We start from the raw sequence: 20,162 nt of genomic DNA on the forward strand, positions 1-20,162 counted from the left end.
GTGGGGGTGGCTTCTTGGCTGGAGCACCCCCACCGGGCCGGGAACCATCACGCGCCCCGGCTGCTCTTGCTCTTCTTCTCCCCGCCCGGGGCGGCGAACAGGAACGCGATCGAGATGGCGCCCATGACGAACGCGATGGTCCAGTCACCGGTCTTGCCCGCCGATATCGCCAGCGCCAGGAACGCCACGACGCCGGTCCACAGAATGAGGCCCTTCATTACAAATACCTCCACAAAATGGGTTGATGGATCTCGAAAGGTGTTGCTGCTACTGAACTTCGTGATGTACGGGTCAGGCTGCTGCCCGGTAGGCCGCGGCCTGGCCACGAACTTTCGCCACGTACCAGCCAGCGCGGTTGTAGGCGAAAATGGCGCGATACTCGCTGCCGTCACGCAAACCCGAATCACACAGGTAATGCGCCGCCGCCGGGATCGCGTCCGCCGGGTCGTACACATCCGACCCGACATCCGGGTGCCGCTTGCGCACCGCGGCGAACGTCGGGCCCAGGAACTGCATCGGCCCCTTCGCCCCCGCGCTGTTACTGCCCGAGCGGACCCCGGGCAGATCGGCGCGGCCGTGGTTGGTCTCGACCTTCCCGATCCCCGCCAGCAGAGCCCAGTCCAGCTTCGGGCACGTGCCCGCCGCCGCCCGATACAGCGTCATGTACCCGGCCGGGATATCCCCAGCCGAACCGCCGCCGGCCGCGCCGCCGGGCTTCTGGTCCGTGGCCAACGCGACCACCGCCAGAACACCCACAGCAGCGCCCAACTTGCCAATGCCAGACAATGGACTCACCGATTCCTCTCGCAGGGATTGGGGAACCGGTCAGGCGCGTCGCTTCCGCCAAGAACTGAGCGCGCCTGGCCGGTGCTAACAACCTTCGCCGGCATCACCCGCCTCCCCCGGCCCCGCCCGGTGCCGCCTGTCCACCAGCGCGAAGTACCCGGCGCTGCCGAACGGCGGGCACTGACACGGCGCCTGCTCGCACAGCACGCACCGGAGCTGACTCGCGCTGATCTCGCCGGCCACCCAACGGTCAAAGCTGTCCGACCACAGCGCACCCAGCGCGGCCACCGCATCCGTCGCAGTCCCGTTCAGCCGTGGGCTCGGCTGGGTCATCACGCGGCCTCGCCGTCGAACTCGGCCAGCGTCGCGCCCGGCGACCCGGCAGGAAGGCGACGTAACGCGACACGGCCGGACCGGCGACGCGACCGGCGAGCGAACACCGGATCCGTCATGTTCCGAGTCAGCCGCACCGACTCCGTGCGCTCCTCCGCGGCCAGCTCACGCTCCACCGCCTCAATCAACGCGTCGATCCGCTCCTGCTCGTTCACCCGCTCCTCCTCTGCTCGGACTGCGAAAACAACCGGGTCAAGGGCCAACTCCACGACCTCCGCGACCTGCTGGTCGGTGATCCGTCCGGACCTCATCTGATCCTCTAGCCCTTCATTCATGGCGCTAACTCTAGCGCTACTAATGGCGATTACAAGACTTGCTGCCGCACCTGACGCCGCACACAAGCGGGCCCCACTTGACCAGTGGCGCTACTATTTGCGCTGGTAGTCACGCATCTTGGGAGGCTGTGTGCAGAAGGATTGGGACGCCGTGGCGTCTGCGATAAACACCCGAATGGCCGAACTGGGAATGACCCAGGCCAAGCTGGCCGCCAAGGCGAGAGTGAGTACGGCGGCCCTTCGGGAGATCCAGCACGCGGTCCCGAAGGACCGCAACCCCCGAACCTTGGCCGCCATCTCCGAGGCGCTCAGGCGGCCACCTCTTTGGCTTGAGGAGGTGGCCGGCGGCGACTCGCCCGAGGTCGGAGACGACCGCGTTTCCCAGCTGGCCGCCGAAGTCGCCGCGCTTCGGGAGCGAGTGGAACGACTCGAAGGTCGGTAGGTGCCAGCATGGCGAGCACCGGCCGTAGCAGCGCTCCACCGTCGGCCCCGAAACCCGGAACGCGCTTGCCATCACGCAGCAGCCCTACGCGACAGCGGAGTATCCAGACGCGGGCGTCGGCCTTCAGTGGCGGTCCAGGCCATGTCGGCCCGCACTTGAGCACGTTGCCATACCTGGTAGGCCAGCCGTGTCCGTTGCGCGGCGGCACAGTAGTCAGCCGACGCATTGCCCGCGGCCGTGCGGTAGTCGGCCCGCTTCGGCCGTTCATCGGCCAGCCTTCGCAGGGAAGCCGCCCGGCCTGCCAACGTGACCATGTCCCGACGAGCCTCCAGATATCCAGCACACGCCCTTTCTTCAGCCAGCCGAAGGGCCGTCAGGGTCGAGCTGCCGGTGGCGTTTTTCTCCATTGCAAGTACCCCTTATGTCGACACGAAAAAAGACAGTGGATTGCAGGTGTTGAGCTGAACGAGGCTGGCGGCACGGCACGTCGATCACCGTGCCGCCAGACCTCAGGTTCGGTCGTCTACCAGCGGAAATGCTGGAGACAGCAGTTGATTTATCGAAGTTTTGCCCAGTTTCGTTCATCAGGGCGACGGACTAGGCGGGTCGCTTACGGCTTAGCTACCTGTCCGCCCCTAGCTTTTCTCCGAGCAAGGCCGGGTACATTAAATTCTCAATCAACAAAGACGCAATTGGACACACTTGTGGCGCGATCGGAATTGCTACTGAATCAAGCGGTTCGGTCGATCCCCGCTACCGCGAGGGCCCTGTTCTCGTGTGTTGCGGTGTCCATGACTCAAGAATCGCCCGGTCCGGCGCTGGGCAGCAGTGCACACGTGGGGGCACACGGAGCCTCGGAGGGGGCACACGGAGTTTTCCGTGTGCCCCCTCCCCTGTCAGAGGATCATGTTTACTTGAGCCTGGGAGGGGTGGACTGGTGACCGAGCAGCAGCGCAAGCCCAATCGTCAGCTCGCCGCGCTTATGCGCGAGGCTGGAGTCAGCAACAAGGGACTGTCCAGACGGATGTTCGACTGGAGCCGCCGCGACCAGGGCGACCCGATCTCGCCCTCGCACACGAGCATCGCCAAGTACCTCAGCGGGCAGATTGCTCGGCCAACGGCAAGAGCTTGCCAGGTCATGGCTAAGGTGCTGGGCGCCCAGCTAGGCCGGCCTGTCGCCCTTCACGAGATCGGCTACCCCGACGTAGCCCCCGAAGCCGTCGACACCACCCTGCAGTATCCAGAGACGATCACGGATAGCATCACAGCCCTGACCCAGCTCACGAAGTACGAGTTGACCAGCACGGATGCCGCGGCGAAGCTGCTTGTCGTGCCAGAGGCGTGGGCGTCGCTGCTGGTCAAGTCGATGTACGGCAGCGACGAGGAAGTCGCCATCGTCCACGAGCCTGTTGAACTGTCACCGGTGCACATCCAGGAAGTTCACGACGCTACCGAGATGTTCTCGACCTTCGATCATCGCTACGGCGGCGGAAAGTCGAAACCTCTGATTGCACAGTACCTAGAACGCGAAGTTCTGCCTCTTATTCCGCGCGTATCGGCCAGTTCACCACTAGGGCGGAACTATTTTCAGGCCGTTGCATCGCTGACCCTTCGCGCGGGATGGACAGCGTACGATAGCGGCGAACATGCCCGTGCTCAACGTTTCCTGTATCAGGCATACCGACTTGCGCGAGCAGCCGGCGATCGGGCTTTTAGTGGCCACGTGCTCGGCTGCATGAGTCATCAAGCCAATTTTCTGGGTCATTTCGAGGACGCCGTACATCTCGCCCGCGCGGCAGTCCACCACGGAGAGACTGGCGGGGCGACGCCAACAACCATGGCGTTATTCTACGCAATGAAAGCGCGAGCCCTCGCTTCTCAGGGCAACGAGAAGGAGGCGACGAGAGCGCTCCTGGCCGCTGAATCGTGGCTCGGCGCCAGCAATCCCGCAGATGACCCGGACTGGGTCTGGTACTTCGATTCGGCTGAATTGCATGCAGAGTTCGCTCATTGCTTCCGCGACCTAGGGAATGCGGGGCTGGCAAATCAACACGCGATGACCTCAATCGCCGAGTCGAAAGACGTTTTCGTTCGCAGCTTGTCCTTTTGCAATTCTGTGCTGGCTACGTCACACTTGCTCGCCAACGATATAGACCAAGCGGTGGAGGTTGCGTGCAGTGTTGTGGACACGGCAGTAACCCTGAATTCGTACCGCGTAATCTCGTACCTGAACGAGTTTCGCGGTCGGCTCGCGCCTTACGACTCCGCCGCAACCCGAACCTTCGATGACTACTTCTCCAGCAAGGGCTTACTAAAAAACCGACCAGCAGCGAGGGGCATCATCATCCCTTAGGTCACGGATTCGGCGGGTCACTTCCTTGTCAACTTTAGCCGACTGGCCGACCATCTGAGCCAACCATGTAGTCATATTCAATTCGCGTATCGCTTTAATTACTCGAAATCCCGACCATTCCAGGGCATCGAAACCACACGCCCGTACGTAGCTGTAGTAGTCACTACGGGAAATCCAGCCAAACACACTGTAACCGATAGCTTCCACACAGAGATCCCACTCTCGGGGTCCTATGCAAAAGTCCTCGAAGTCAATCAGTTTCACCTTGCCGGTTTCACGGGAGCGAATAAGGTTATCCCTGTGAGCGTCGCCATGAATTGGACCACACCTCAGCGAAAACTCCAGCGTTTTGAATTGGGCGGCTAGTTCAACACTACGTTCATGTAGAAACGTTCGATCTCCATCGCACAGCGATGGGCCAATCTTGTCCAGGCGCCGCGCAACCTTCGGCATCGGGTCGAAAGATGGTAAGGTAAAATGCTTCGGCCACGGCAATCCGTGCAAGCGGCGAAGCATTGTTCCCAGGTCTCCGGAGGTAGGCCGGGAATCACCACTTGTGATGAACTCCCAAAAGGTCACAGCCATACCGTTCACTTCGTGAGGCTGCTGCTCCACGTCGGCTAACGCAACCGCGGGGTAGTTGTGGGCCGATAGCCAGCGCGCCACCTCAGCCTCTTTGTGGCTCGCCTCAGCCGATCGGCCGACTCTGACCATGACCGGCGCGGTCGCGAGCTTGAACAGCGCGTTCTCCCCCATCCGGATCAACTCAGCCCCGGTGGGATCGAGTTGCACGGCACGGCAGGCGGCCTCAGCGGCTTTTGTCGTGGTCTCAGGCGTGAACTTGGCCGCAGATGCCATTCCTCGGTGATCTCCTTTGCTTGGGGGTCGCTAGTTAAGGCTACTGGGATGCGCAGCTGCTGGCCGCTGCTGGAGCTCCAGCAGCGGCCAGCGCGCGGTCAGCTAGGGGGAGCGTCGTCGCTGGTGAGGAGTTCGAGCCGTTCGTGGGTGGCGAAGGTGCCGTAGTGCTTCACGTTCAGCGTCGCCAGCGGCAGGCCGTAGGCGAGGCAGCTCGCGGCGATCCAGGAGTCGTTGCCGTCGCTGCGCTGCCCGCGGCGGTGCGCATGAGCGGAGATCAGCCCCCAGGTGTGGGCCACGTTCTCGTGGTAGGGCACCACGGCCGCGTTGTCGAGCCAGTCGTCCAGGCGTGCTCGCCGGGCTGGTCCCCAGCCGTAGATCTCGGCCCATTTGGTCAGCTCGCCCAGGGTGACGAAGGTAATCAGGAACTGCCGACCGGTCAGTTTCGTCCCGAGCGAGGGCGGCAGCTGGCGCTTGAGGAGTTTGGACACGACGTCGGTGTCCAGCACGATCGGCGACGGCACGGCACTCAGGCGGTGCCCGTCTGGCGCTGGGCGTAGGTGAACGTGATGAACTCGTCGACCTCGTCTTCGGTGTCGAAGATGCCCTCGCAGGCCAGGTCGTCCACCGACCGGATCGGCTGCACGTTCTTGCTGCTGAGCAGGTTGTCCAGCAGCTCACGCGGACTCGACCGCGGCTGCCGGTGCTGCACGAGTTCCGGCCCGTCCAGCGGCGCGGACGGGCCGGCGGCAGGATGGTCCGCAGGGCCGGTCGTCATCACGAGCACCTCCAGGTCGGCGGGCGGCAGGGCCAGTATCTCACGGGCCCGCCGTCTCGCTGGGCGATCCAGGTCCGCGCGTCGATCCGAGGTCACCTGGTCACAACAGCCCAGCATCGTGCAGCTTGATCAACGCGCCTGCCGGCATCGTGCCGATCAGGAGCAGGCGCAGCACGCGCACGGCGCGGTCAGCCCGGCCCTGGTCGCGATCGAGTACCGCGACCACGACGACGAACGCCACCAGCAGCAGCGCGTACCCAACGACCGCCGCGACAAGCCAGTCCCGCATCGGGTCCCTCTTCCACACAATCCTGACGACCAGGAAGAGCACGACGGTCGTGCCCGCTCGAATTCATACGGGCCAGGTGTGGCAAAAACGTGGCGAAAGCGTGGCGATGCACGGTCAGGTCGTGGCCAGGTCCCGGTGCGTTCGGGTCGACCCGGTCAAGGTCTAGGACGGCCCGTCCGGGGAGCCAGTGCTCGGCCTATGCGCGGCCTTACTCACGGTGGCGGAGTTGTTTTCGCTGGTCACGCATAGTTAGGTGAATCCCCTCAAAATCCGTCCAGTGTGCGTTCGAGTCGCACCGGGGGCACAGCGCCTGACCAGGCGTTACAACCGAAGAGTGATCAACCCTGTTGATCATTGGGTGCGGCCGTGGGTGCGAGTACACCCACGGCCATGACTGCTGCGCGCGCAGAGAATCGGCAGCGCGGCCGCATCGAGGAACGCGGCAACACGCTCCGTGTGGTCGTCTACGCCGGCCTGGACCCCGTCACCGGCAAACGCACCTACCTGCGCGAGAAGATCGACGGCACCGACAAGCCTGCACAGAGGCGCGCTCAGAAGACCCTGAACAAGCTGCTTACCCAGGTCGACCAGCAGCGCTCCCCCAGTTCGTCCGTCACGCTCTCCTATGCGCTCGACGAGTGGATGCGCGTCACCGAACTGGAAGACAGCACCCGCAAGACGTACCAGGGCTACATAGACCGCACCATCAAGCCCGCCCTCGGCGCCGAACCGGCGAAGAAGATCGACGCGCGAGTCCTGGAAAGCTTCTACACCGAACTCCGCCGCTGCCGAATCCGCTGCGACGACAAGCCCTTCATCGAGAAGCACAAATCGGTTGAGGCGGACCACGACTGCAAGGATTCGGACTGCAAGGCGCACAAATGCCGCCCCATGGCCGCTTCTACCGTTCGCCAGTTACACGCCATCCTGAGCGGCACGCTCGGCGCTGCCGAGCGCTGGGGCTGGATCGCCAGCAACCCCGCCCGAGTAGCCCGCCGACCGAAGCAGAAGCCTCCGGAGCCCGATCCCCCGTCCCCAGCCGAGGCCGCACGCCTGGTCGAGGAGGCTTTCCGGATGGACGACGACTGGGGCACTCTCGTCTGGCTCGCCATGACAACCGGCGTTCGCCGCGGCGAACTCGTCGGCCTCCGCTTCTCTCGCCTCGACCTTGACGGCGAGATCATCGACCTCCGTCGCAACTGGGTCGGCGGCAAGGAGAAGGACACCAAGACCCACCAGAACCGCCGCATCGCACTCGACTCCGAAACCGTCGTCCTGCTCAAGGAGCAGCGCGCCCGCGTCCAGCAGCGAGTCAAAGACCTGGGCGTCAAGTTCTCAAACGACCTGTTCGTCTTCTCCGGCAGCAAGACCCCCGACCACTCCGAGCCCTACTCCCCCAACGCCGTCACCCAGCGATACAAGGACATGGCCACCCGCCTGAGCATCGACACCCACCTGCACGCCCTGCGGCACTACAGCGCCACCGAGCTGCTCTCCGCCGGAATCGACCTCCGCACCGTCGCCGGCCGCCTCGGCCACGGCGGAGGCGGCGCTACCACCCTCCGCGTCTACGCCGCCTGGGTAGCCGCCACCGACCGCAAAGCCGCCGAGATCCTCGGGTCGCGGATGCCGAAACGAAACCACCACCTGTAACAAGACGCCCCGCCGGACCGACCCTCAGTCCAAAGCGCCGAGGAGAAAGCAGCGGAGGCCACTTTGCCGTCTACTGGCACTCAGACCCTGATCAAGACTATATTCGAGCAATGGAAAATAGCAAACGTTCCCCTGAGCTCGCCAAACGACGCATGGGAGTTGTTTACCGCTTGGCTGCTGTTAAAAGATAACGACCTCACACTCAACGAGATAGAGCTAGGCGTTGTTGACGGCGAGAATGATGGCGGAGCTGACGCAATTTATACATTGCTCGAAGGTTCAATTATCGAAGCAGACTCCGCAATAATCGAAAACGCCGACACGGCTCGCGAGTACCCCGAAGGATTAACTCTCGAACTCAAGGTAATTCAGTCCAAGAACAATACATCCTTTCCTCAAAGTGAAATAACAAAACTGCATTCACTGCTACCTCGCGCCCTGGACATAAGTCGAGATCTAGACGAATTGCACGAAGAAGTGCGCGAGGAAGTCCGGGAGCAACTCCAAATATTTCGCACTGCACTGAAGAACCTCTTAGTCCGACGGCCACGAATATCAGTTCACATTTCGATTGCCTCACAAGGAGTAACACGCCACATAGACTCAAACGTTCACGGCAGAGCCGGCCGCCTGAAAGAAGACTTGCGTGAGCTTCTTCCAATGGCCGACATCAAGGTTGAATTCATTGGGGCGGATGAACTCTGGAAAATTTATGACACACGATCCCCGGAGACGATCGAGCTACACTGTGACGAAATCCTGACCAGCGGCGAGTCCTACGTCGCATTGGCACCGCTAGACAACTACATCAGACTAATTTGCGAGAAAGATTATTCCATACGTCGCCATTTGTTCGACGCCAATGTTCGCGATTACGAGGGGCAAGTCGCCGTAAACAAGGAGATCATGGCCACCTTAAATGATCCCATGAGTCCCGAATTCTGGTGGCTCAATAATGGTGTAACTATCCTATGCGACGGCGCACATAGCGTAGGAAAGCGATTCGCCCTCAACAATATTCAAATTGTAAATGGTCTTCAGACCTCTCATACCATTGCCCGATGGTTCAAGCAAACGAGCGAATCGGTGGGCGCCGAGGAACCAACCGCAGAACTTGCCAAACGAAAGATCCTCGTCAGGATAATTGTGGCCGACGAGAATTCGGTACGCGATAGCATAATTCGCGCAACAAACAGGCAAACTCCGGTACCCGAAGCATCACTTCGAGCAACCGACAAGATCCAAAGACAAATAGAAAAGTACTTCGAATCCAAGGGACTCTTCTACGATCGCAGGAAAGGCTACTATAGAAATATCGGGAAAGACCCAGCGCGAATCGTAAGTATCTCTTACTTGGGACAGGCAATGTATGCCCTTGCATACGGAAGACCCGAAGTGGCACGAGGAAAGCCCAACTCGCTTCTTGCAGAGGATGCACGCTACAGACAGGCCTTTGATGCAACTGCAGACCTTGAGATTTTCTACTGGACTGCATCCGTACTTCGCGCCGTGGACTCTCACCTTCGATCAGCCACTTCCCAAATGCGCTATCCTGAGCGCCGATACCTTTCTCCCGTGATTGCATATGCGACCGTTGTCAAGGCATTGAACTCCATACCGCAACACTGGACACAACTGTTGCCACTAACAAAAAGAGAAGCAGACTTCTCGGATTTCGAAATCGAATCAGCGGCAGCAATTGTCAAAGAAGGGCTTGACGAGTTCACCAAGATGCATTCCACCACTCCGGCTGAAGCTACCAAGAGGCAGCCTTTTACACTCTACCTCGCTGACAAGGTTCTTTTCGGCGTAGTTGCCGGTCGGACTTGATCTGGCCGGCGAGGCGGCGAGCCTGCCGGGCCTGAGCGAGAGCCTCATCGCGGTCGCCGGAAGCGGCGTGGGCGTAGGCGAGGTCGACGAGCATCCCGGTCTTGGCGCGGATGAAGTCCGCGGGCAGGCGCGGTAGGGCATGGCTGAGTTGGTCGATGGCGTCGGGTTCGCCGAGCTTGCTGAGCGCGTGGCCGCGCCAGCGGTCGAGGTGGGCGCCGCCGAGGAAGAGAAACGGGAGTGCGGGATCTTCCGGGTCAGCGGGGAGGAGTCCGTCGGCGGAGTCGAACGCGCGGAGTGCCTCGCTGCGGTGACCGGCGGCGGCGAGTCCTTCGCCGTGGGCGGCGGCCAGCCAGGAACGCAGCAGCGGCGGCGCCGTGTGCTTGGCGATGGTGCGGGCCTCGGCGAGCTGCTCGACGGCCGGGCCGGTTTCGCCGAGGTCGACCAGGATGAACGCCTGCTGGGCGAGCGAGTGCGCGAACAGCAGCGGTGAGCCTGCTTCACGGGCGGCGGTCTTGGCGGTCTCGTGGTGCTCCCATGCCTGACGGATGGCGTTGCGGTCGAGTGCTTCCCAACCAGCGAGCGCGGACGCCTCGGTGAGGACGCCGGCGAGCGCCTCGCGCTGGCCGGCGACGGTGCTGAAGCTGAGTAGCCCGCGAATCTGCTTGATGTTGCTGCGGAGCTGGTCCAGGACCACTACCCCGCCGAGGCGCCGGTCGACGTGCCGGGCGTCGTCGACCTGCCGCCGGAACACCTCGACCATCTCAGAGTCGACCGAGCGGGCCAGTGCCAGCCGTGAGAGCAGCTCTTCAGCTTCGTTGTTGTCGTCGTCAGGCGGGAACCCGAGTTCGTCGTTGGTCCGGCCGTAGATGTCGCGGAAGAGCCGCCGGTAGGGCTGGCTGACCTCCTCGTGCCCGTTCTCCCAGCGGGACAGCTTGGTCTTGAGGCTCACCGGCGACATGACGGCCAAGCCGAGCATGTCGGCCCGGCGGAGCAGCATCGTGATCACCGCGTCGGCCTTGTAGCCGAGCTGTTTGCGGACGCCTTGAAGCTTGGTCTCGGTCATCAGCTGATCCCCCCGGATAACTGGTCTGACCTGCGCGGTTAATAGCAGTTAATGGTTTCGCGGTTAACCGGAGCCACCTGCGAAAAGGTGCCTCGCTGCCGTTTGCTGAAGCCATGAACGGAAACAGCGAACGCCCGGCAGTCACGTTGCGGCAGCAGCGTGAATGGCCGGACATGCGAGACCTACCGCGGCCCTCGATGGCCGTTGGACTCGATCAGGCTGGCGACGTCCGCGCTCAGGCCGGCGAGCTGCTCGGTGATCACGGCGAGACGGTCTTCGATCGCGGCCAGGCGGGCGGACACGGCATCGTCCATGTCTTCCCGCGGCTGGCCGACCGCAGGCGGCTTGCGGTCGCTGAGCAGGGCGAGCAGGTGCTGCGGGTGCCAGCCGAGCGCGAGCGAGAGCGCCTCGAGCGTGCGCGCGCTGCGGCGGCGGTGCACCCGGTTCTGCTGGAGTTCACGCACGATCGCCTGCGAGACCTGCGACCGCTCCGCGAGTTCGCGTTGCCGCCAGCCGAGCTCGTTAACGCGCTCGTTGATGGCGCCCGCGACCGCCGACCAATTCTCCGACACCTATTCCTCCGTGCTCCGCCTCAGCGCTGACATTAGCGTTTCACGGCATTCCGCGCGGCCACCACCCGGCAGCGTCGCGCATTCGGACCATTCGCGCACCGTCGTGCGCTGATATCGGTGAGTAATTCACGCTGAAATAATCTTAGGAATCTTCCATGAGTACTTCTATGCCCAATGCCGGTTCGCCGGCCTTCTACACAGTCAAAGAGGCGGCGCGGATAGTCCGCGTCGACCCGTCCACCCTCTACCGCGCCATCAGGGAAGGAGCCTTTCCCGCAGTCCGGGTCCGCACCCGCTACGTCGTACCCGCCGCCGCCTTGGACCGGCTGATCAGCGAGGCCGCCGAGTCGGGCGGCTGTGTCGATCCGGCGCGGATGGTCGCCGACTGGCGCACCGCCCGCGAGGTCGCTCGGGTGAGCGGAGGTGCGCCGTGGTGAATCACGAGGAGGCCGTGGTGAATCACGAGGAGATCGCGGCCCGGCTCGACCGGTTCGCGGACGTGCCCGACGACGTGCTGGCCGAGGTGGTCACCAGGGGCGGCTTGTGCTTCTGGGCGTTCGATCGGGCCGACATCCCGGAGCTGACCGGTGAGGACACACGCCCGACCGCGAACTGGCCGCGCGGATGTGCGCCGGCTGCCCGGTCATCGATGAATGCCTGGAACTGGAGCTACGCACGACTGGCGCGAACACCGTCGGCGTGTGGGGCGCTCTGCCGGACGCCGACCGGCGCGAAGTGCACCGGGCGTGGTTGCGGCACCGGGGTGGTGAGCGGCCATGACGGTGGATCTCACGCCCACGCAGGTGCTCGCCGGGCTCGGCGTGCTGCTGACGCTGGTGATGGTGTGGCGGTCGGGCTCCCGGCGGGCTCGCCGCGCGGCCGAAGTCGCCCGGACGAGTTCGCGAGTGGTTTCGCTGGCCGGGCGGGTGCTGTTCACCGCGGCGGCGATCGTCGGTGCGCAGTGGCTGGTGATCACGTACGCGACCAGCAACACGACGCTGCTCGTCGTGGCGCTGGCGCTGCCGGATCTGCTCGCCGCGCACGTGCTCACCCGCACGCTCACGGTGACCTCGATGGACACCACGAGTCGCCGGGGTGATCGGCGATGACCGGCAGGAAAGGGGCGGCCGCTTTCGGGCGGCCGCCCGCCTCCGCCGACGCGCGGCACGTCCCGTTGAGCCGAGGGCAACGGCTGGCGCAGGATGCGGCCGAGGCCGCCGAGGTCCGCAGGTACGCGACTCACCCGGATGTGGTGGCGTTGCGGGTGGAGCGGGTCCGGACGCAAGTGGACCGGCTGTGCTGGACGGGCATCGTGCTCGGGCTGGCTTTCACCATGAGCAACGTCCAGTGGTTCGCGGCCGCGGGCTCGCCGGCCTGGTCGCTGCCGTGGCTGGCGGCCTGGTTGCTGGACCCCACGGTGTCGCTGGTGCTGCTGGCGATCCTGCGGGCCGAGCAGGTGACCGCTCGATACCAGGTCCGGACCGGCGGATGGGTGCGCGCGGCGAAGTGGCTCGCCCTGGCCGCCACGTACGTGATGAACACCTGGGCGTCCTACGCGGCCGGCTCGCTGTCCGGGATCGTGCTGCACTCGATACCGCCGCTGATCGTGTTCGCGGCCGCCGAGGCGATCACGGATCTCCGGGACAAGCTCACCGAAGCGGTCACCGTGGCGTTCACGGACGCAGCTCGGCGCGTGCCGAACACAGCCGGGCGCACTCGCCGGAAGCGCAGTGGCCGCAAGCTGTTCGGTGACTATCTCGCAGAGGCACGAGAGGCATGGACCCCGGGCGTGGTGATCACACCGGCATGGGTTCGCAAGGTGACGACGTGTTCGCGCGGGTTGTCGCCCCGGCTGGCCGCCGCTCTCGCGGCCGAGGTCGCCGAGAGGAGGGATGGTCGTGAACAGTCCCGTGAACGGTGATGCGTCCGCAATGACCGGTTCACGTGAGGTCGAGAAGGCCGAGCCGATCCTCGATGGTGAACTCGTCGACGACACGTTGCCGCAACCGCGTCCGCGGAGCTGGAGGCTACGGTTCGCGCGGTGGTGGCTGTACTCGCCACGTGTGCCGGTCTCGCTGAAGAGTCGTGCGCAGGCGTGGCAGCTCGTCAAGGATGCCGCGGTCGCGGTGCTGCGCTCTCCGTGGCGGTACCTCCGTGCGGTGGTGCGCGGGCTCGTGACGGCGGTGCGATGGTGGCGCGGTTGGGTGAAAGTGCGCGACTACCGCGAGGCGGCCGAGCAGTCGGAGAAGCTGGCGGACAAGTTCAGTGAGATTCGTGAGCTGACCTTGTTCCGCTGGCGCGTCACCGGTGCCGTCATCGGAGCTACCACCGTCGTGGGTGGACTGGCCGTGCTGGTCTACGGCTACCGTCCACTCTGGATCGCGGGGGGCGTGGTGTCGCTGGCGCTGGCCTTGCTCGGCAGGCGCAAGGACGGCAGCCCGGGCCGCAAGCCCGCACTGGCCGGGCCGCGCACACTCACCTGGACCATGGACCCGCAGATCTTGGTCGATGCCTTCCGGGACGCGAAGCTGATCGGCAAGGACGAGGCACTCCGGCTGGTCGAACGCGCGACTCGGGTCGGTGACGGGTGGGCGGTCACTGTCGATCTCCCGGCCACTCGCAAGGCGGCCGACGTGGTGAAGAACCGCGAGGCGCTCGCCTCAGCTCTGGCAGTCGACGAGCTTCAGTTGATCGTGGAGCGGGTGCGCGGCAACGGCGGTCACGCCGGCCGGGTGTCGATGTGGGTGGCCGACGAGGACCCGTACGCCTCACCACCGGTTCGGACACCTCTGCTCGGGGTGAGCCGGTGGGATGCGTGGCGGCCGGTGCCGTTCGGCCGTGACGCCCGCGACCGCCGGATCGACCTGCCGCTGGTGTGGACGTCGTTGCTCGTCGGTGCGATTCCGAGGCAGGGCAAGACTTTCGCCGCACGGTTGGCCGCCGCGGGTCTGATCCTGGACGCTCACGTTCGCCTGTACGTGGCGGACTTCAAGGCGGGTAAGGACTGGGACGCGGCCGAGCAGGTCGCCCACCGGTTCATGTCCGGCGACGAAACCGACCACGTGCTGACGCTCAAGGATTGGCTGGTCGAGCTGGTCGGCGAAGTGCAGGGCCGCTACCGGCGGATGCGGGACCTCGACGACCTGACCTGTCCGGAGTCGAAGGTCACGCCGGACATGTCGCGGGACCGGTCGCTGAACATGCCCATTACCGCGATCTTCGTCGACGAGGTACAGGTACCGCTCGAAGACCGCACACCCGTTGCTGTACAAGGAAAGAAGCTCACCGTGGGCGAGTACATCGGCGAGTTGCTCACCTGGTTGGCGAAGAAGGGACCGGCCGCCGGCATCGTGCTCGTTCTCGCCACCCAGCGGCCGGACTCGAAAACCATCCCCTCCGGCCTGCGCGCAGTCCTTGGCTCACGGTTCGCACTGCGAGTGATGGACTGGCGTGACAGCAACATCGTGCTCGGCGAGCAGATGAACACCCGCGGTTTCGACTCCAGCCGCCTGCTGCCTTCGCACAAGGGCGTCGGCATCCTGCGGCCGGACGGCGAGACCCATGACGCGCTGGCCACGACGGTTCGCACGTACTACATGCCCAATGAGGACTGGCAGACCATCTGCCAGCAAGGGCGGGCGCTCCGGGAGGCCGAGGGCACGTTGACCGGACATGCGGCCGGGCAGGACACGGCTCCGGTACTTGACCATGCCGCCGTGGCGAAGGCGATCGGCACCGGCCCGGCCGAGGTCACCGAGGCGGTCGAACTGCCGGAACCGCTGGCGTCCGTTGTGGAGTACCTCGGCGACGACGGCCGCGAGTTCGTGCCCACGGCCGAACTGGTCGAAGCACTCGATGTTGAGCCGACCGCGTTCGGGCGGCAGATGGGTGCGCTCGGCTGCCGGTCCGAGCGCGGCAGGCTCACCGCCGAGGACGGCACCACTCGGCAAGTCCGCGGCTATCTCGTCGCCGACATCCGCGCGGCGGTGCGCGAAGTGGCTGAAGGGAGATCCTGAACCCGTCACAACCTGTCCCGCGGACCCGTCACGCTCGCTCGGCCGACGTGACGGGTTCGCGGCGCGCTGACCAGCGGAAACAGTTCACGTGACGGTCGTGACGGGTTAGCGCGAACTCGTCACATGGGCTCGCCGAGCGGCCAGGGAGCCATCGGATCGAGGTCACCGCCCGGCAGGCGTGCCGGGCGGCTGTCCGGCGGTTGATGGAACTCGACGTAGTGGCGGTAGGCGCGATGCAGCACGAAGCCGGGGTCCACGTCCAGCCCCACGCAGATCTCCATGAGCCGGTGCACGGCAAGCGGCCGCGCACCGGTCTCGTAGCGGCAGTACGCCGAGTGCGACATGGTGCCGACCGCTCGGACCAGCTCCAGTTGCCGCAGGTTCGCGACGCCACGCCACAACCGAAGCTCGCCGCCCAGCGAAACGTAGAACGGGCGTTCGCTCACGTGTCCCGCTCCATCTCCCCAGCACGCTCAATCAGCCGTTGCCCGAGCTCTTGGAGCTGCTCGCCGAGGCTCCGGAGCCTGGTGGCCTGCTGCTCGTGCGGGTAGAGGAAGTCCGTCTCCAGGTGCGCGAGCCGGACCTTGGTGAGCCAGACCTCCTGCAGCAACTCGGCGTCACTCATCGCGCGATCCCGACTGCCGCGACAACAGAGCTTTGAGAGCCCTGGTCAGCTCCTCCATCGCGGCAACCAGCTCCTCAACGGTCACCAGCGGCACCGTCGCAGCCGATTCGATCGCCAGCGGTTCCGGTGCTGGCACGTTACGCAGGCAGGGCTCGCACGGCATCCCCGCGATCGATCCGAGGGTCTCCAGCTCGTTGATATCGAACTCGGCGCCGCAGGTCGCCCTCAGATGCTCGGCCACCGGCCCAGGTCCGACTGGGAACAGGTGCGCCACCCTGCGAGCCTCGCCAACCGTGCCGCGCAGTGGCCGCGCGATGATCAACCGGGCGCTCACCGGACTTCTCCGGTCGAGATGGCCCCGGCGGGCGCAAGTGGGCCGCCTGCGCCCGCCGGGGTTGATATCCGCTCGCGCCGTCCGGCCGCCGAGGAAGGCAACGACGGCGACTGCGCGATCGGAGTCCGAGCACACCGGAACAGCCGCCCGGCGCCTCCTGCGATGACTCGTCGGACGGGCGATGCTTCGCAGGTCGGCCAGGTGCGCACAGCAGTACGGGCACCGGCCGCCCGGAGCCAGCAACGCCGGCCCGATCAGCACCACATGCCCGCACACCGACGCGTACCGGCCCTGCTTCTCATGCACCCCGCGGGCGAAGTTCTCATCGGTCACCGCGTGGTCGAGCCCGTCGACCACGCACCGGTACCACGCCACGTACGGCCCACCGGCCGCGAACCCCCGCCTCGACACGCCCACGATCACCCTTCTGCATGCAATACCGACCTGACCAGCCCTGACGAGCTGTGAAACACTGAAATTAGCTTTACATTCGGCATGATTTCAGCGACAGGCCGCGCGTGGGCCACGACTGGCCATGTAGAGGACATGGCGAACGGGGAGGACAAGGACATGACCACCGACGACACCGGCGCCCGCCCGGCGCGCACCGTGCTCGAACAGCGAATCTGGGACCGACGCGAGAGCCTCGAACGCTTCGCCGAGTTCGCCAACACCTACGCCCGCCAGCACGGCGAACCCGGCACCCTCAGCTACCGCCACCTCCGACGCCTCGTCGCCGGCCGCGGCGAAGGCGGCAAACCCCTCGGCCGCCCTCAGGCAGCGACCGCCCGCCTACTCGAACACATCTTCAGCACGTCCATCGACGAGTTGCTCTCACCGCCGCCCGGGGTAGAGATCGACACGAGTAGCGACGACAAGCTCCGCGCGATGCTCCGTTCGTCAGCACGCGTTGATCAGTCAGTACTTGCACTACTACAAGACCAACTCACCGCGATCCGCCGTCTCGACCGCCAACTCGGCGCCGTCGTCACGCACGACGAAGTACTTACCAAGGCCACCCAAGTCAGCCGACTTATGACCCACAGCCTCGCGCCAGCTATCCGCGAGCAGCTAGCTGGCTTACTTTCCGAACTCTGCGCTCTCGCTGGCTGGCAAGCCCTTGATATGAGTGACATAACGACGTCATGGCAGCACTACGATCGCGGCCGCTTAATTGCTAGGGACGCTGGGAATCCAGCATTCGAATCCTACACGGCTGCAGGACAGGCCTTTGTCCTGCTCGACCTCCACGAAGCATCGTCTGCCGTCGAACTGCTCGCCGCAACTCGCCAACAAGCGAACGGCAAAGTCAATAGTTTTCTGCAGGCATGGCTTGCAGCCGCAGAAGGGGAAGCACTTGCAGCAAACAAACAGGGCTTACCCAGTTTAGATGCCTTCGACCATGCGTCGACCGTATTGCTCGATAAAGAATACCATACGGATGGCCCATACGTTGCCCTCGATTTCACTCATCTCGCAAGGTGGCGCGGGCACGCAATGGCAAGACTTGGACACCCAGACGCAGTGAATGCCCTAACTTCGACCCTAAGTCAACTCGACACCACATTTATGCGCGCACGTACTGCACTCCAGATTGATCTAGCAATGGCACTCGGAGGATCCGGCGAGTTCGCCATGTCGAAACTCTATATTGAACACGCAAAAGAGCTAGCGATCTCCATAGGATCAAAGCGCCAACGGAATCTAATTGGCCCACTTATCAAGTATATTAAAACATCAAAGTAGTGTTTCAAGCCCAGCACCCCTACGGCTCTACCCTCCACCGACGGGGCCGATTCCCAGGTCATCGACGCCTGGAATATACTCCAACACCGTGGCGGAAGAGCGGTTTTACGGCGAGATACCGGGCTACCCTGAAGGCAGCCATTTCCCAGACCGCCCTGCCCTCCAACGCTCACGGGTGCACCGCCCCGGCCAAGCCGGCATCTCAGGCGGGCAGGACGGGGCGGACTCCATCGTGGTCTCCGGCGGTTATGTCGACGACGAGGACAACGGCGACGAGATCATCTACACCGGTCAGGGAGGTCGAGACCCCGGCACGGGGCGCCAAATAGCGGATCAGGAATTGACCCGTGGGAACCTTGGCCTCGTTCGCAGCCGGCAAGACGGACGTCCCGTCCGAGTTGTTCGCGGGTCGAACGGCGACCCCAAATACTCGCCCGAGAGCGGCTACCGGTACGACGGCCTGTTCCGCGTAATCGATCATTGGCAGGAGGATGGCAAGGACGGGTTCACAGTTTGGCGGTTCCGGCTCGCCAAGACCGAGGACGAGGCATCGATCCCGACAGGCAGCGGTAGCGCGACGGCTTCCGTCCCTGCTCAACAAACTTCTGACAACGAAGACGCTGACGGTGAAGATTCTGAGTTCGTCGGGCTACCAGCCGAGCAGGAGCATTGGGCGAGCGACGCGCCGGCGGATAAGGACCTACTCAAGCGCGACGCCCTCGCATCGGTGATCGCAGCCAGGTTGCTCCGCTTCTCACACAACGAGCCTAACCTGTCCTTCTTGCTTCACGTGGACGGACCTTGGGGGTCGGGCAAAAGCACGTTGCTCCGATTTCTCGGCCATCATCTCAAGGATCACTACCTCGTCGTACCGTTCGATTCCTGGAAACATGCCAAGGTAGACCCGCCGTGGTGGGCGCTGCTCGTCACGTTGCGGCAGCACGTGTCACGAGCTTTGCCGTGGTGGAGCCGAGTCGGCCTGCGGATCGCGGATAGTTGGACGCGGGCGCGCCGGGGCAGCACGCCGTACCTGCTCACCGGGCTTGTACTGCTGGTAGCAGTACTCGGCCTGGTCCTCATCAATCCTGGTTGGGTGGGGCAGCTCAAGAACCTCACCACTGTGTTGAGCCTTTTCGGTTCTATAGCACTCGTAGTTCTGCTGATCAGCCGCTTCGTGTGGTGGGATTCCGCACGAGGCGCGCGGCGACTGGAGCAAGTGCACACCAACCCGATGCAAGAAGTCACGCAACACTTCAGCTGGCTGTTGGCGCGTGCACCACGCCGGGTGGTCTTCTTCCTCGACGATTTGGACCGCTGCGGAGAGAAGTACGTCGTCGATCTTCTCGATGCGGTGCAGACCCTGGTCCGCGACGCTCCAGAACGGAAGGGCAAGACAGACAAGTCGGCGTATTTCATCGTCGCCGCGCACGGGAACTGGCTGCGACGAGCTTATGAGACCGTTCACCAGTCCTTTCAAGGCGCAGTCGATGAACCTGGGCGCAAGCTCGGTCATCTGTTCCTCGACAAGCTCTTCCAATTGACCATCCCGATGCCCACTCTCGGTACGGACACGAAGCAGCTTTACTTCGACCGCGTGCTCGGCATTCAAGGGTCTGATCAGGCGCTCGACGAGGAAGACAACGAACTTCTGGAACAGATCGAACGCAGTACCAGCGAGCGGGAGATCCTCGAAGCGCTTCAGGCCGCCACCGCGCAGCAACGGGAGAGGTCGGTTTCCCGGGCCGTCGAGAAGATGAGCGAGCCAACCATCGCTGAAGTCACTGAGCACGCCCTGCAGAAGTTCGCGCCGCTGCTCGATGGAAACCCGCGGAGCATGAAGCGGTTCGTCAACACCTACAGCGTCGTGCGCGCGGCGAGAACGTTGGAAGGGATCACCGTTGAAAGCGACGTGCTGGCCTTCTGGACCGTCCTCAGCATCCGCTGGCCGATCCTAACCGAGTACTTGGCCGCTAACCTCAGTTCCCTGGTGGAGGGCACTTCGAAGGAGGTCAGGCTCGACTCGATGCCCGACTACTACGCGCCCCTCCTGGCTGACGTCGAACTGCGCCGCGTACTGGCCAACGCTCCCGTGCGCTTCACACCTGACCTGATCCAGGCTTGTTGCGGCGCGCTCACCTATGGCAACTGATCG

The 20,162-nt window shown here is 64.0% G+C and carries 24 protein-coding genes; 11 read left to right on the forward strand and 13 right to left on the reverse strand.

All coding sequences use genetic code 11. The features are described from left to right. Positions 1-47 precede the first annotated feature (47 nt). From AMYNI_RS49465 to AMYNI_RS46620, 4 genes are all read right to left on the reverse strand, one after another. A complete protein-coding gene (locus tag AMYNI_RS49465; RefSeq protein WP_020673866.1) occupies positions 48-218 on the reverse strand; it encodes a hypothetical protein in 171 nt (56 codons plus the stop codon). 73 nt (positions 219-291) lie between these two features. Continuing rightward, entirely contained in the window at positions 292-732 is a 441-nt protein-coding gene (locus tag AMYNI_RS46615) for a transglycosylase SLT domain-containing protein (protein ID WP_342667778.1), read from the reverse strand. Between the two features lie 138 nt (positions 733-870). Further along, entirely contained in the window at positions 871-1,119 is a 249-nt protein-coding gene (locus AMYNI_RS0140560; RefSeq protein ID WP_157357701.1) for a hypothetical protein, read from the reverse strand. Further along, positions 1,119-1,334, reverse strand: coding sequence for a hypothetical protein (locus AMYNI_RS46620; protein WP_157357703.1), 216 nt, complete (start codon positions 1,332-1,334; stop codon positions 1,119-1,121). The genes AMYNI_RS0140560 and AMYNI_RS46620 overlap by 1 nt, the downstream gene beginning before the upstream one ends. Positions 1,335-1,629: 295 nt before the next feature. Here AMYNI_RS46620 and AMYNI_RS0140570 point away from each other — a divergent pair, with 295 nt between their 5' ends. After that, positions 1,630-1,896, forward strand: a complete 267-nt coding sequence (locus AMYNI_RS0140570; RefSeq protein WP_020673870.1) for a helix-turn-helix domain-containing protein — start codon at positions 1,630-1,632, stop codon at positions 1,894-1,896. A 937-nt stretch (positions 1,897-2,833) separates the two neighbouring features. Continuing rightward, a complete protein-coding gene (locus tag AMYNI_RS49470) occupies positions 2,834-4,249 on the forward strand; it encodes an NsdA family TPR-like regulatory protein (RefSeq protein ID WP_020673871.1) in 1,416 nt (471 codons plus the stop codon). Here AMYNI_RS49470 and AMYNI_RS48670 read toward each other — a convergent pair. The 4 genes from AMYNI_RS48670 to AMYNI_RS0140590 all read right to left on the reverse strand — a co-directional run bounded on the left by AMYNI_RS48670 (position 4,208) and on the right by AMYNI_RS0140590 (position 6,171). Then, entirely contained in the window at positions 4,208-5,107 is a 900-nt protein-coding gene (locus tag AMYNI_RS48670; protein WP_084628598.1) for a phosphotransferase enzyme family protein, read from the reverse strand. The genes AMYNI_RS49470 and AMYNI_RS48670 overlap by 42 nt on opposite strands. A 98-nt stretch (positions 5,108-5,205) precedes the next feature. Continuing rightward, a complete protein-coding gene (locus AMYNI_RS0140580; protein WP_020673872.1) occupies positions 5,206-5,628 on the reverse strand; it encodes a type II toxin-antitoxin system VapC family toxin in 423 nt (140 codons plus the stop codon). Positions 5,629-5,633: 5 nt separating this feature from the next. Further along, complete coding sequence (locus AMYNI_RS49920; protein WP_020673873.1) at positions 5,634-5,978, reverse strand: hypothetical protein; 345 nt, start codon at positions 5,976-5,978, stop codon at positions 5,634-5,636. Between the two features lie 4 nt (positions 5,979-5,982). Continuing rightward, positions 5,983-6,171 (reverse strand): hypothetical protein, encoded by a 189-nt coding sequence (locus AMYNI_RS0140590; protein ID WP_157357705.1) that lies wholly within the window; start codon positions 6,169-6,171, stop codon positions 5,983-5,985. 390 nt (positions 6,172-6,561) lie between these two features. Here AMYNI_RS0140590 and AMYNI_RS0140595 point away from each other — a divergent pair, with 390 nt between their 5' ends. Both AMYNI_RS0140595 and AMYNI_RS48675 read left to right on the forward strand, forming a co-directional pair. Continuing rightward, complete coding sequence (locus AMYNI_RS0140595; RefSeq protein ID WP_026361548.1) at positions 6,562-7,824, forward strand: site-specific integrase; 1,263 nt, start codon at positions 6,562-6,564, stop codon at positions 7,822-7,824. A gap of 63 nt (positions 7,825-7,887) precedes the next feature. Further along, positions 7,888-9,654: an AIPR family protein gene (locus tag AMYNI_RS48675; RefSeq protein ID WP_157357707.1), complete on the forward strand. Its 1,767-nt coding sequence runs from the start codon at positions 7,888-7,890 to the stop codon at positions 9,652-9,654. On the opposite strand, the gene AMYNI_RS0140600 is transcribed toward AMYNI_RS48675, so the two are convergent. Both AMYNI_RS0140600 and AMYNI_RS0140605 read right to left on the reverse strand, forming a co-directional pair. Next, a complete protein-coding gene (locus AMYNI_RS0140600; RefSeq protein WP_020673876.1) occupies positions 9,599-10,717 on the reverse strand; it encodes an NsdA family TPR-like regulatory protein in 1,119 nt (372 codons plus the stop codon). The two genes, AMYNI_RS48675 and AMYNI_RS0140600, sit on opposite strands and share 56 nt — an antisense overlap. Before the next feature lie 182 nt (positions 10,718-10,899). Next, positions 10,900-11,289: a helix-turn-helix domain-containing protein gene (locus AMYNI_RS0140605; RefSeq protein ID WP_020673877.1), complete on the reverse strand. Its 390-nt coding sequence runs from the start codon at positions 11,287-11,289 to the stop codon at positions 10,900-10,902. 155 nt (positions 11,290-11,444) lie between these two features. On the opposite strand from AMYNI_RS0140605, the gene AMYNI_RS0140610 reads away from it, so the two are divergent. From AMYNI_RS0140610 to AMYNI_RS0140630, 5 genes are all read left to right on the forward strand, one after another. Beyond that, positions 11,445-11,726 (forward strand): helix-turn-helix domain-containing protein, encoded by a 282-nt coding sequence (locus tag AMYNI_RS0140610; RefSeq protein ID WP_026361549.1) that lies wholly within the window; start codon positions 11,445-11,447, stop codon positions 11,724-11,726. Between the two features lie 187 nt (positions 11,727-11,913). Continuing rightward, positions 11,914-12,069 (forward strand): WhiB family transcriptional regulator, encoded by a 156-nt coding sequence (locus AMYNI_RS50845; protein ID WP_020673879.1) that lies wholly within the window; start codon positions 11,914-11,916, stop codon positions 12,067-12,069. Then, complete coding sequence (locus AMYNI_RS0140620) at positions 12,066-12,398, forward strand: hypothetical protein (RefSeq protein ID WP_020673880.1); 333 nt, start codon at positions 12,066-12,068, stop codon at positions 12,396-12,398. The genes AMYNI_RS50845 and AMYNI_RS0140620 overlap by 4 nt, the downstream gene beginning before the upstream one ends. Beyond that, a complete protein-coding gene (locus tag AMYNI_RS0140625) occupies positions 12,395-13,210 on the forward strand; it encodes a hypothetical protein (RefSeq protein WP_020673881.1) in 816 nt (271 codons plus the stop codon). Before AMYNI_RS0140620 ends, AMYNI_RS0140625 begins: the two co-directional genes overlap by 4 nt. Positions 13,211-13,220: 10 nt before the next feature. Further along, entirely contained in the window at positions 13,221-15,305 is a 2,085-nt protein-coding gene (locus tag AMYNI_RS0140630) for an FtsK/SpoIIIE domain-containing protein (RefSeq protein ID WP_020673882.1), read from the forward strand. Between the two features lie 119 nt (positions 15,306-15,424). Here AMYNI_RS0140630 and AMYNI_RS0140635 read toward each other — a convergent pair whose 3' ends face one another. From AMYNI_RS0140635 to AMYNI_RS50740, 3 genes are read right to left on the reverse strand one after another with little or no spacing between them, the layout of a single operon-like run. Then, positions 15,425-15,751, reverse strand: a complete 327-nt coding sequence (locus AMYNI_RS0140635) for a helix-turn-helix domain-containing protein (protein WP_020673883.1) — start codon at positions 15,749-15,751, stop codon at positions 15,425-15,427. Continuing rightward, entirely contained in the window at positions 15,748-15,930 is a 183-nt protein-coding gene (locus AMYNI_RS0140640) for a hypothetical protein (RefSeq protein ID WP_020673884.1), read from the reverse strand. The genes AMYNI_RS0140635 and AMYNI_RS0140640 overlap by 4 nt, the downstream gene beginning before the upstream one ends. Continuing rightward, positions 15,923-16,621 carry a hypothetical protein gene (locus AMYNI_RS50740; protein ID WP_157357709.1) on the reverse strand — a complete coding sequence of 233 codons (699 nt, stop codon included), beginning with the start codon at positions 16,619-16,621 and terminating at the stop codon, positions 15,923-15,925. The genes AMYNI_RS0140640 and AMYNI_RS50740 overlap by 8 nt, the downstream gene beginning before the upstream one ends. A gap of 213 nt (positions 16,622-16,834) precedes the next feature. Between AMYNI_RS50740 and AMYNI_RS48685 the strand changes: the two genes are divergently transcribed. Both AMYNI_RS48685 and AMYNI_RS49710 read left to right on the forward strand, forming a co-directional pair. After that, a complete protein-coding gene (locus tag AMYNI_RS48685) occupies positions 16,835-18,010 on the forward strand; it encodes an NsdA family TPR-like regulatory protein (protein WP_084628762.1) in 1,176 nt (391 codons plus the stop codon). Between the two features lie 88 nt (positions 18,011-18,098). Continuing rightward, entirely contained in the window at positions 18,099-20,159 is a 2,061-nt protein-coding gene (locus AMYNI_RS49710; protein WP_020673887.1) for a YDG/SRA domain-containing protein, read from the forward strand. Positions 20,160-20,162 lie beyond the last annotated feature (3 nt).

Origin of the sequence: Amycolatopsis nigrescens CSC17Ta-90, from assembly GCF_000384315.1 — a bacterium.
Classification (GTDB): domain Bacteria; phylum Actinomycetota; class Actinomycetes; order Mycobacteriales; family Pseudonocardiaceae; genus Amycolatopsis; species Amycolatopsis nigrescens.

Excerpts from the sequence above, each read along its gene's own strand:
- AMYNI_RS50845 (WP_020673879.1), top strand. The coding sequence starts at position 11,914 with ATGTGCGCCGGCTGCCCGGTCATCGATGAATGCCTGGAACTGGAGCTA.
- AMYNI_RS0140590 (WP_157357705.1), bottom strand. The coding sequence starts at position 6,171 with ATGCGGGACTGGCTTGTCGCGGCGGTCGTTGGGTACGCGCTGCTGCTG.
- AMYNI_RS0140640 (WP_020673884.1), bottom strand. The coding sequence starts at position 15,930 with ATGAGTGACGCCGAGTTGCTGCAGGAGGTCTGGCTCACCAAGGTCCGG.
- AMYNI_RS0140560 (WP_157357701.1), bottom strand. The coding sequence starts at position 1,119 with ATGACCCAGCCGAGCCCACGGCTGAACGGGACTGCGACGGATGCGGTG.
- AMYNI_RS48685 (WP_084628762.1), top strand. The coding sequence starts at position 16,835 with ATGACCACCGACGACACCGGCGCCCGCCCGGCGCGCACCGTGCTCGAA.
- AMYNI_RS0140630 (WP_020673882.1), top strand. The coding sequence starts at position 13,221 with ATGACCGGTTCACGTGAGGTCGAGAAGGCCGAGCCGATCCTCGATGGT.
- AMYNI_RS0140595 (WP_026361548.1), top strand. The coding sequence starts at position 6,562 with ATGACTGCTGCGCGCGCAGAGAATCGGCAGCGCGGCCGCATCGAGGAA.
- AMYNI_RS0140610 (WP_026361549.1), top strand. The coding sequence starts at position 11,445 with ATGAGTACTTCTATGCCCAATGCCGGTTCGCCGGCCTTCTACACAGTC.
- AMYNI_RS49465 (WP_020673866.1), bottom strand. The coding sequence starts at position 218 with ATGAAGGGCCTCATTCTGTGGACCGGCGTCGTGGCGTTCCTGGCGCTG.
- AMYNI_RS0140620 (WP_020673880.1), top strand. The coding sequence starts at position 12,066 with ATGACGGTGGATCTCACGCCCACGCAGGTGCTCGCCGGGCTCGGCGTG.
- AMYNI_RS0140625 (WP_020673881.1), top strand. The coding sequence starts at position 12,395 with ATGACCGGCAGGAAAGGGGCGGCCGCTTTCGGGCGGCCGCCCGCCTCC.
- AMYNI_RS48670 (WP_084628598.1), bottom strand. The coding sequence starts at position 5,107 with ATGGCATCTGCGGCCAAGTTCACGCCTGAGACCACGACAAAAGCCGCT.
- AMYNI_RS0140570 (WP_020673870.1), top strand. The coding sequence starts at position 1,630 with ATGGCCGAACTGGGAATGACCCAGGCCAAGCTGGCCGCCAAGGCGAGA.
- AMYNI_RS0140600 (WP_020673876.1), bottom strand. The coding sequence starts at position 10,717 with ATGACCGAGACCAAGCTTCAAGGCGTCCGCAAACAGCTCGGCTACAAG.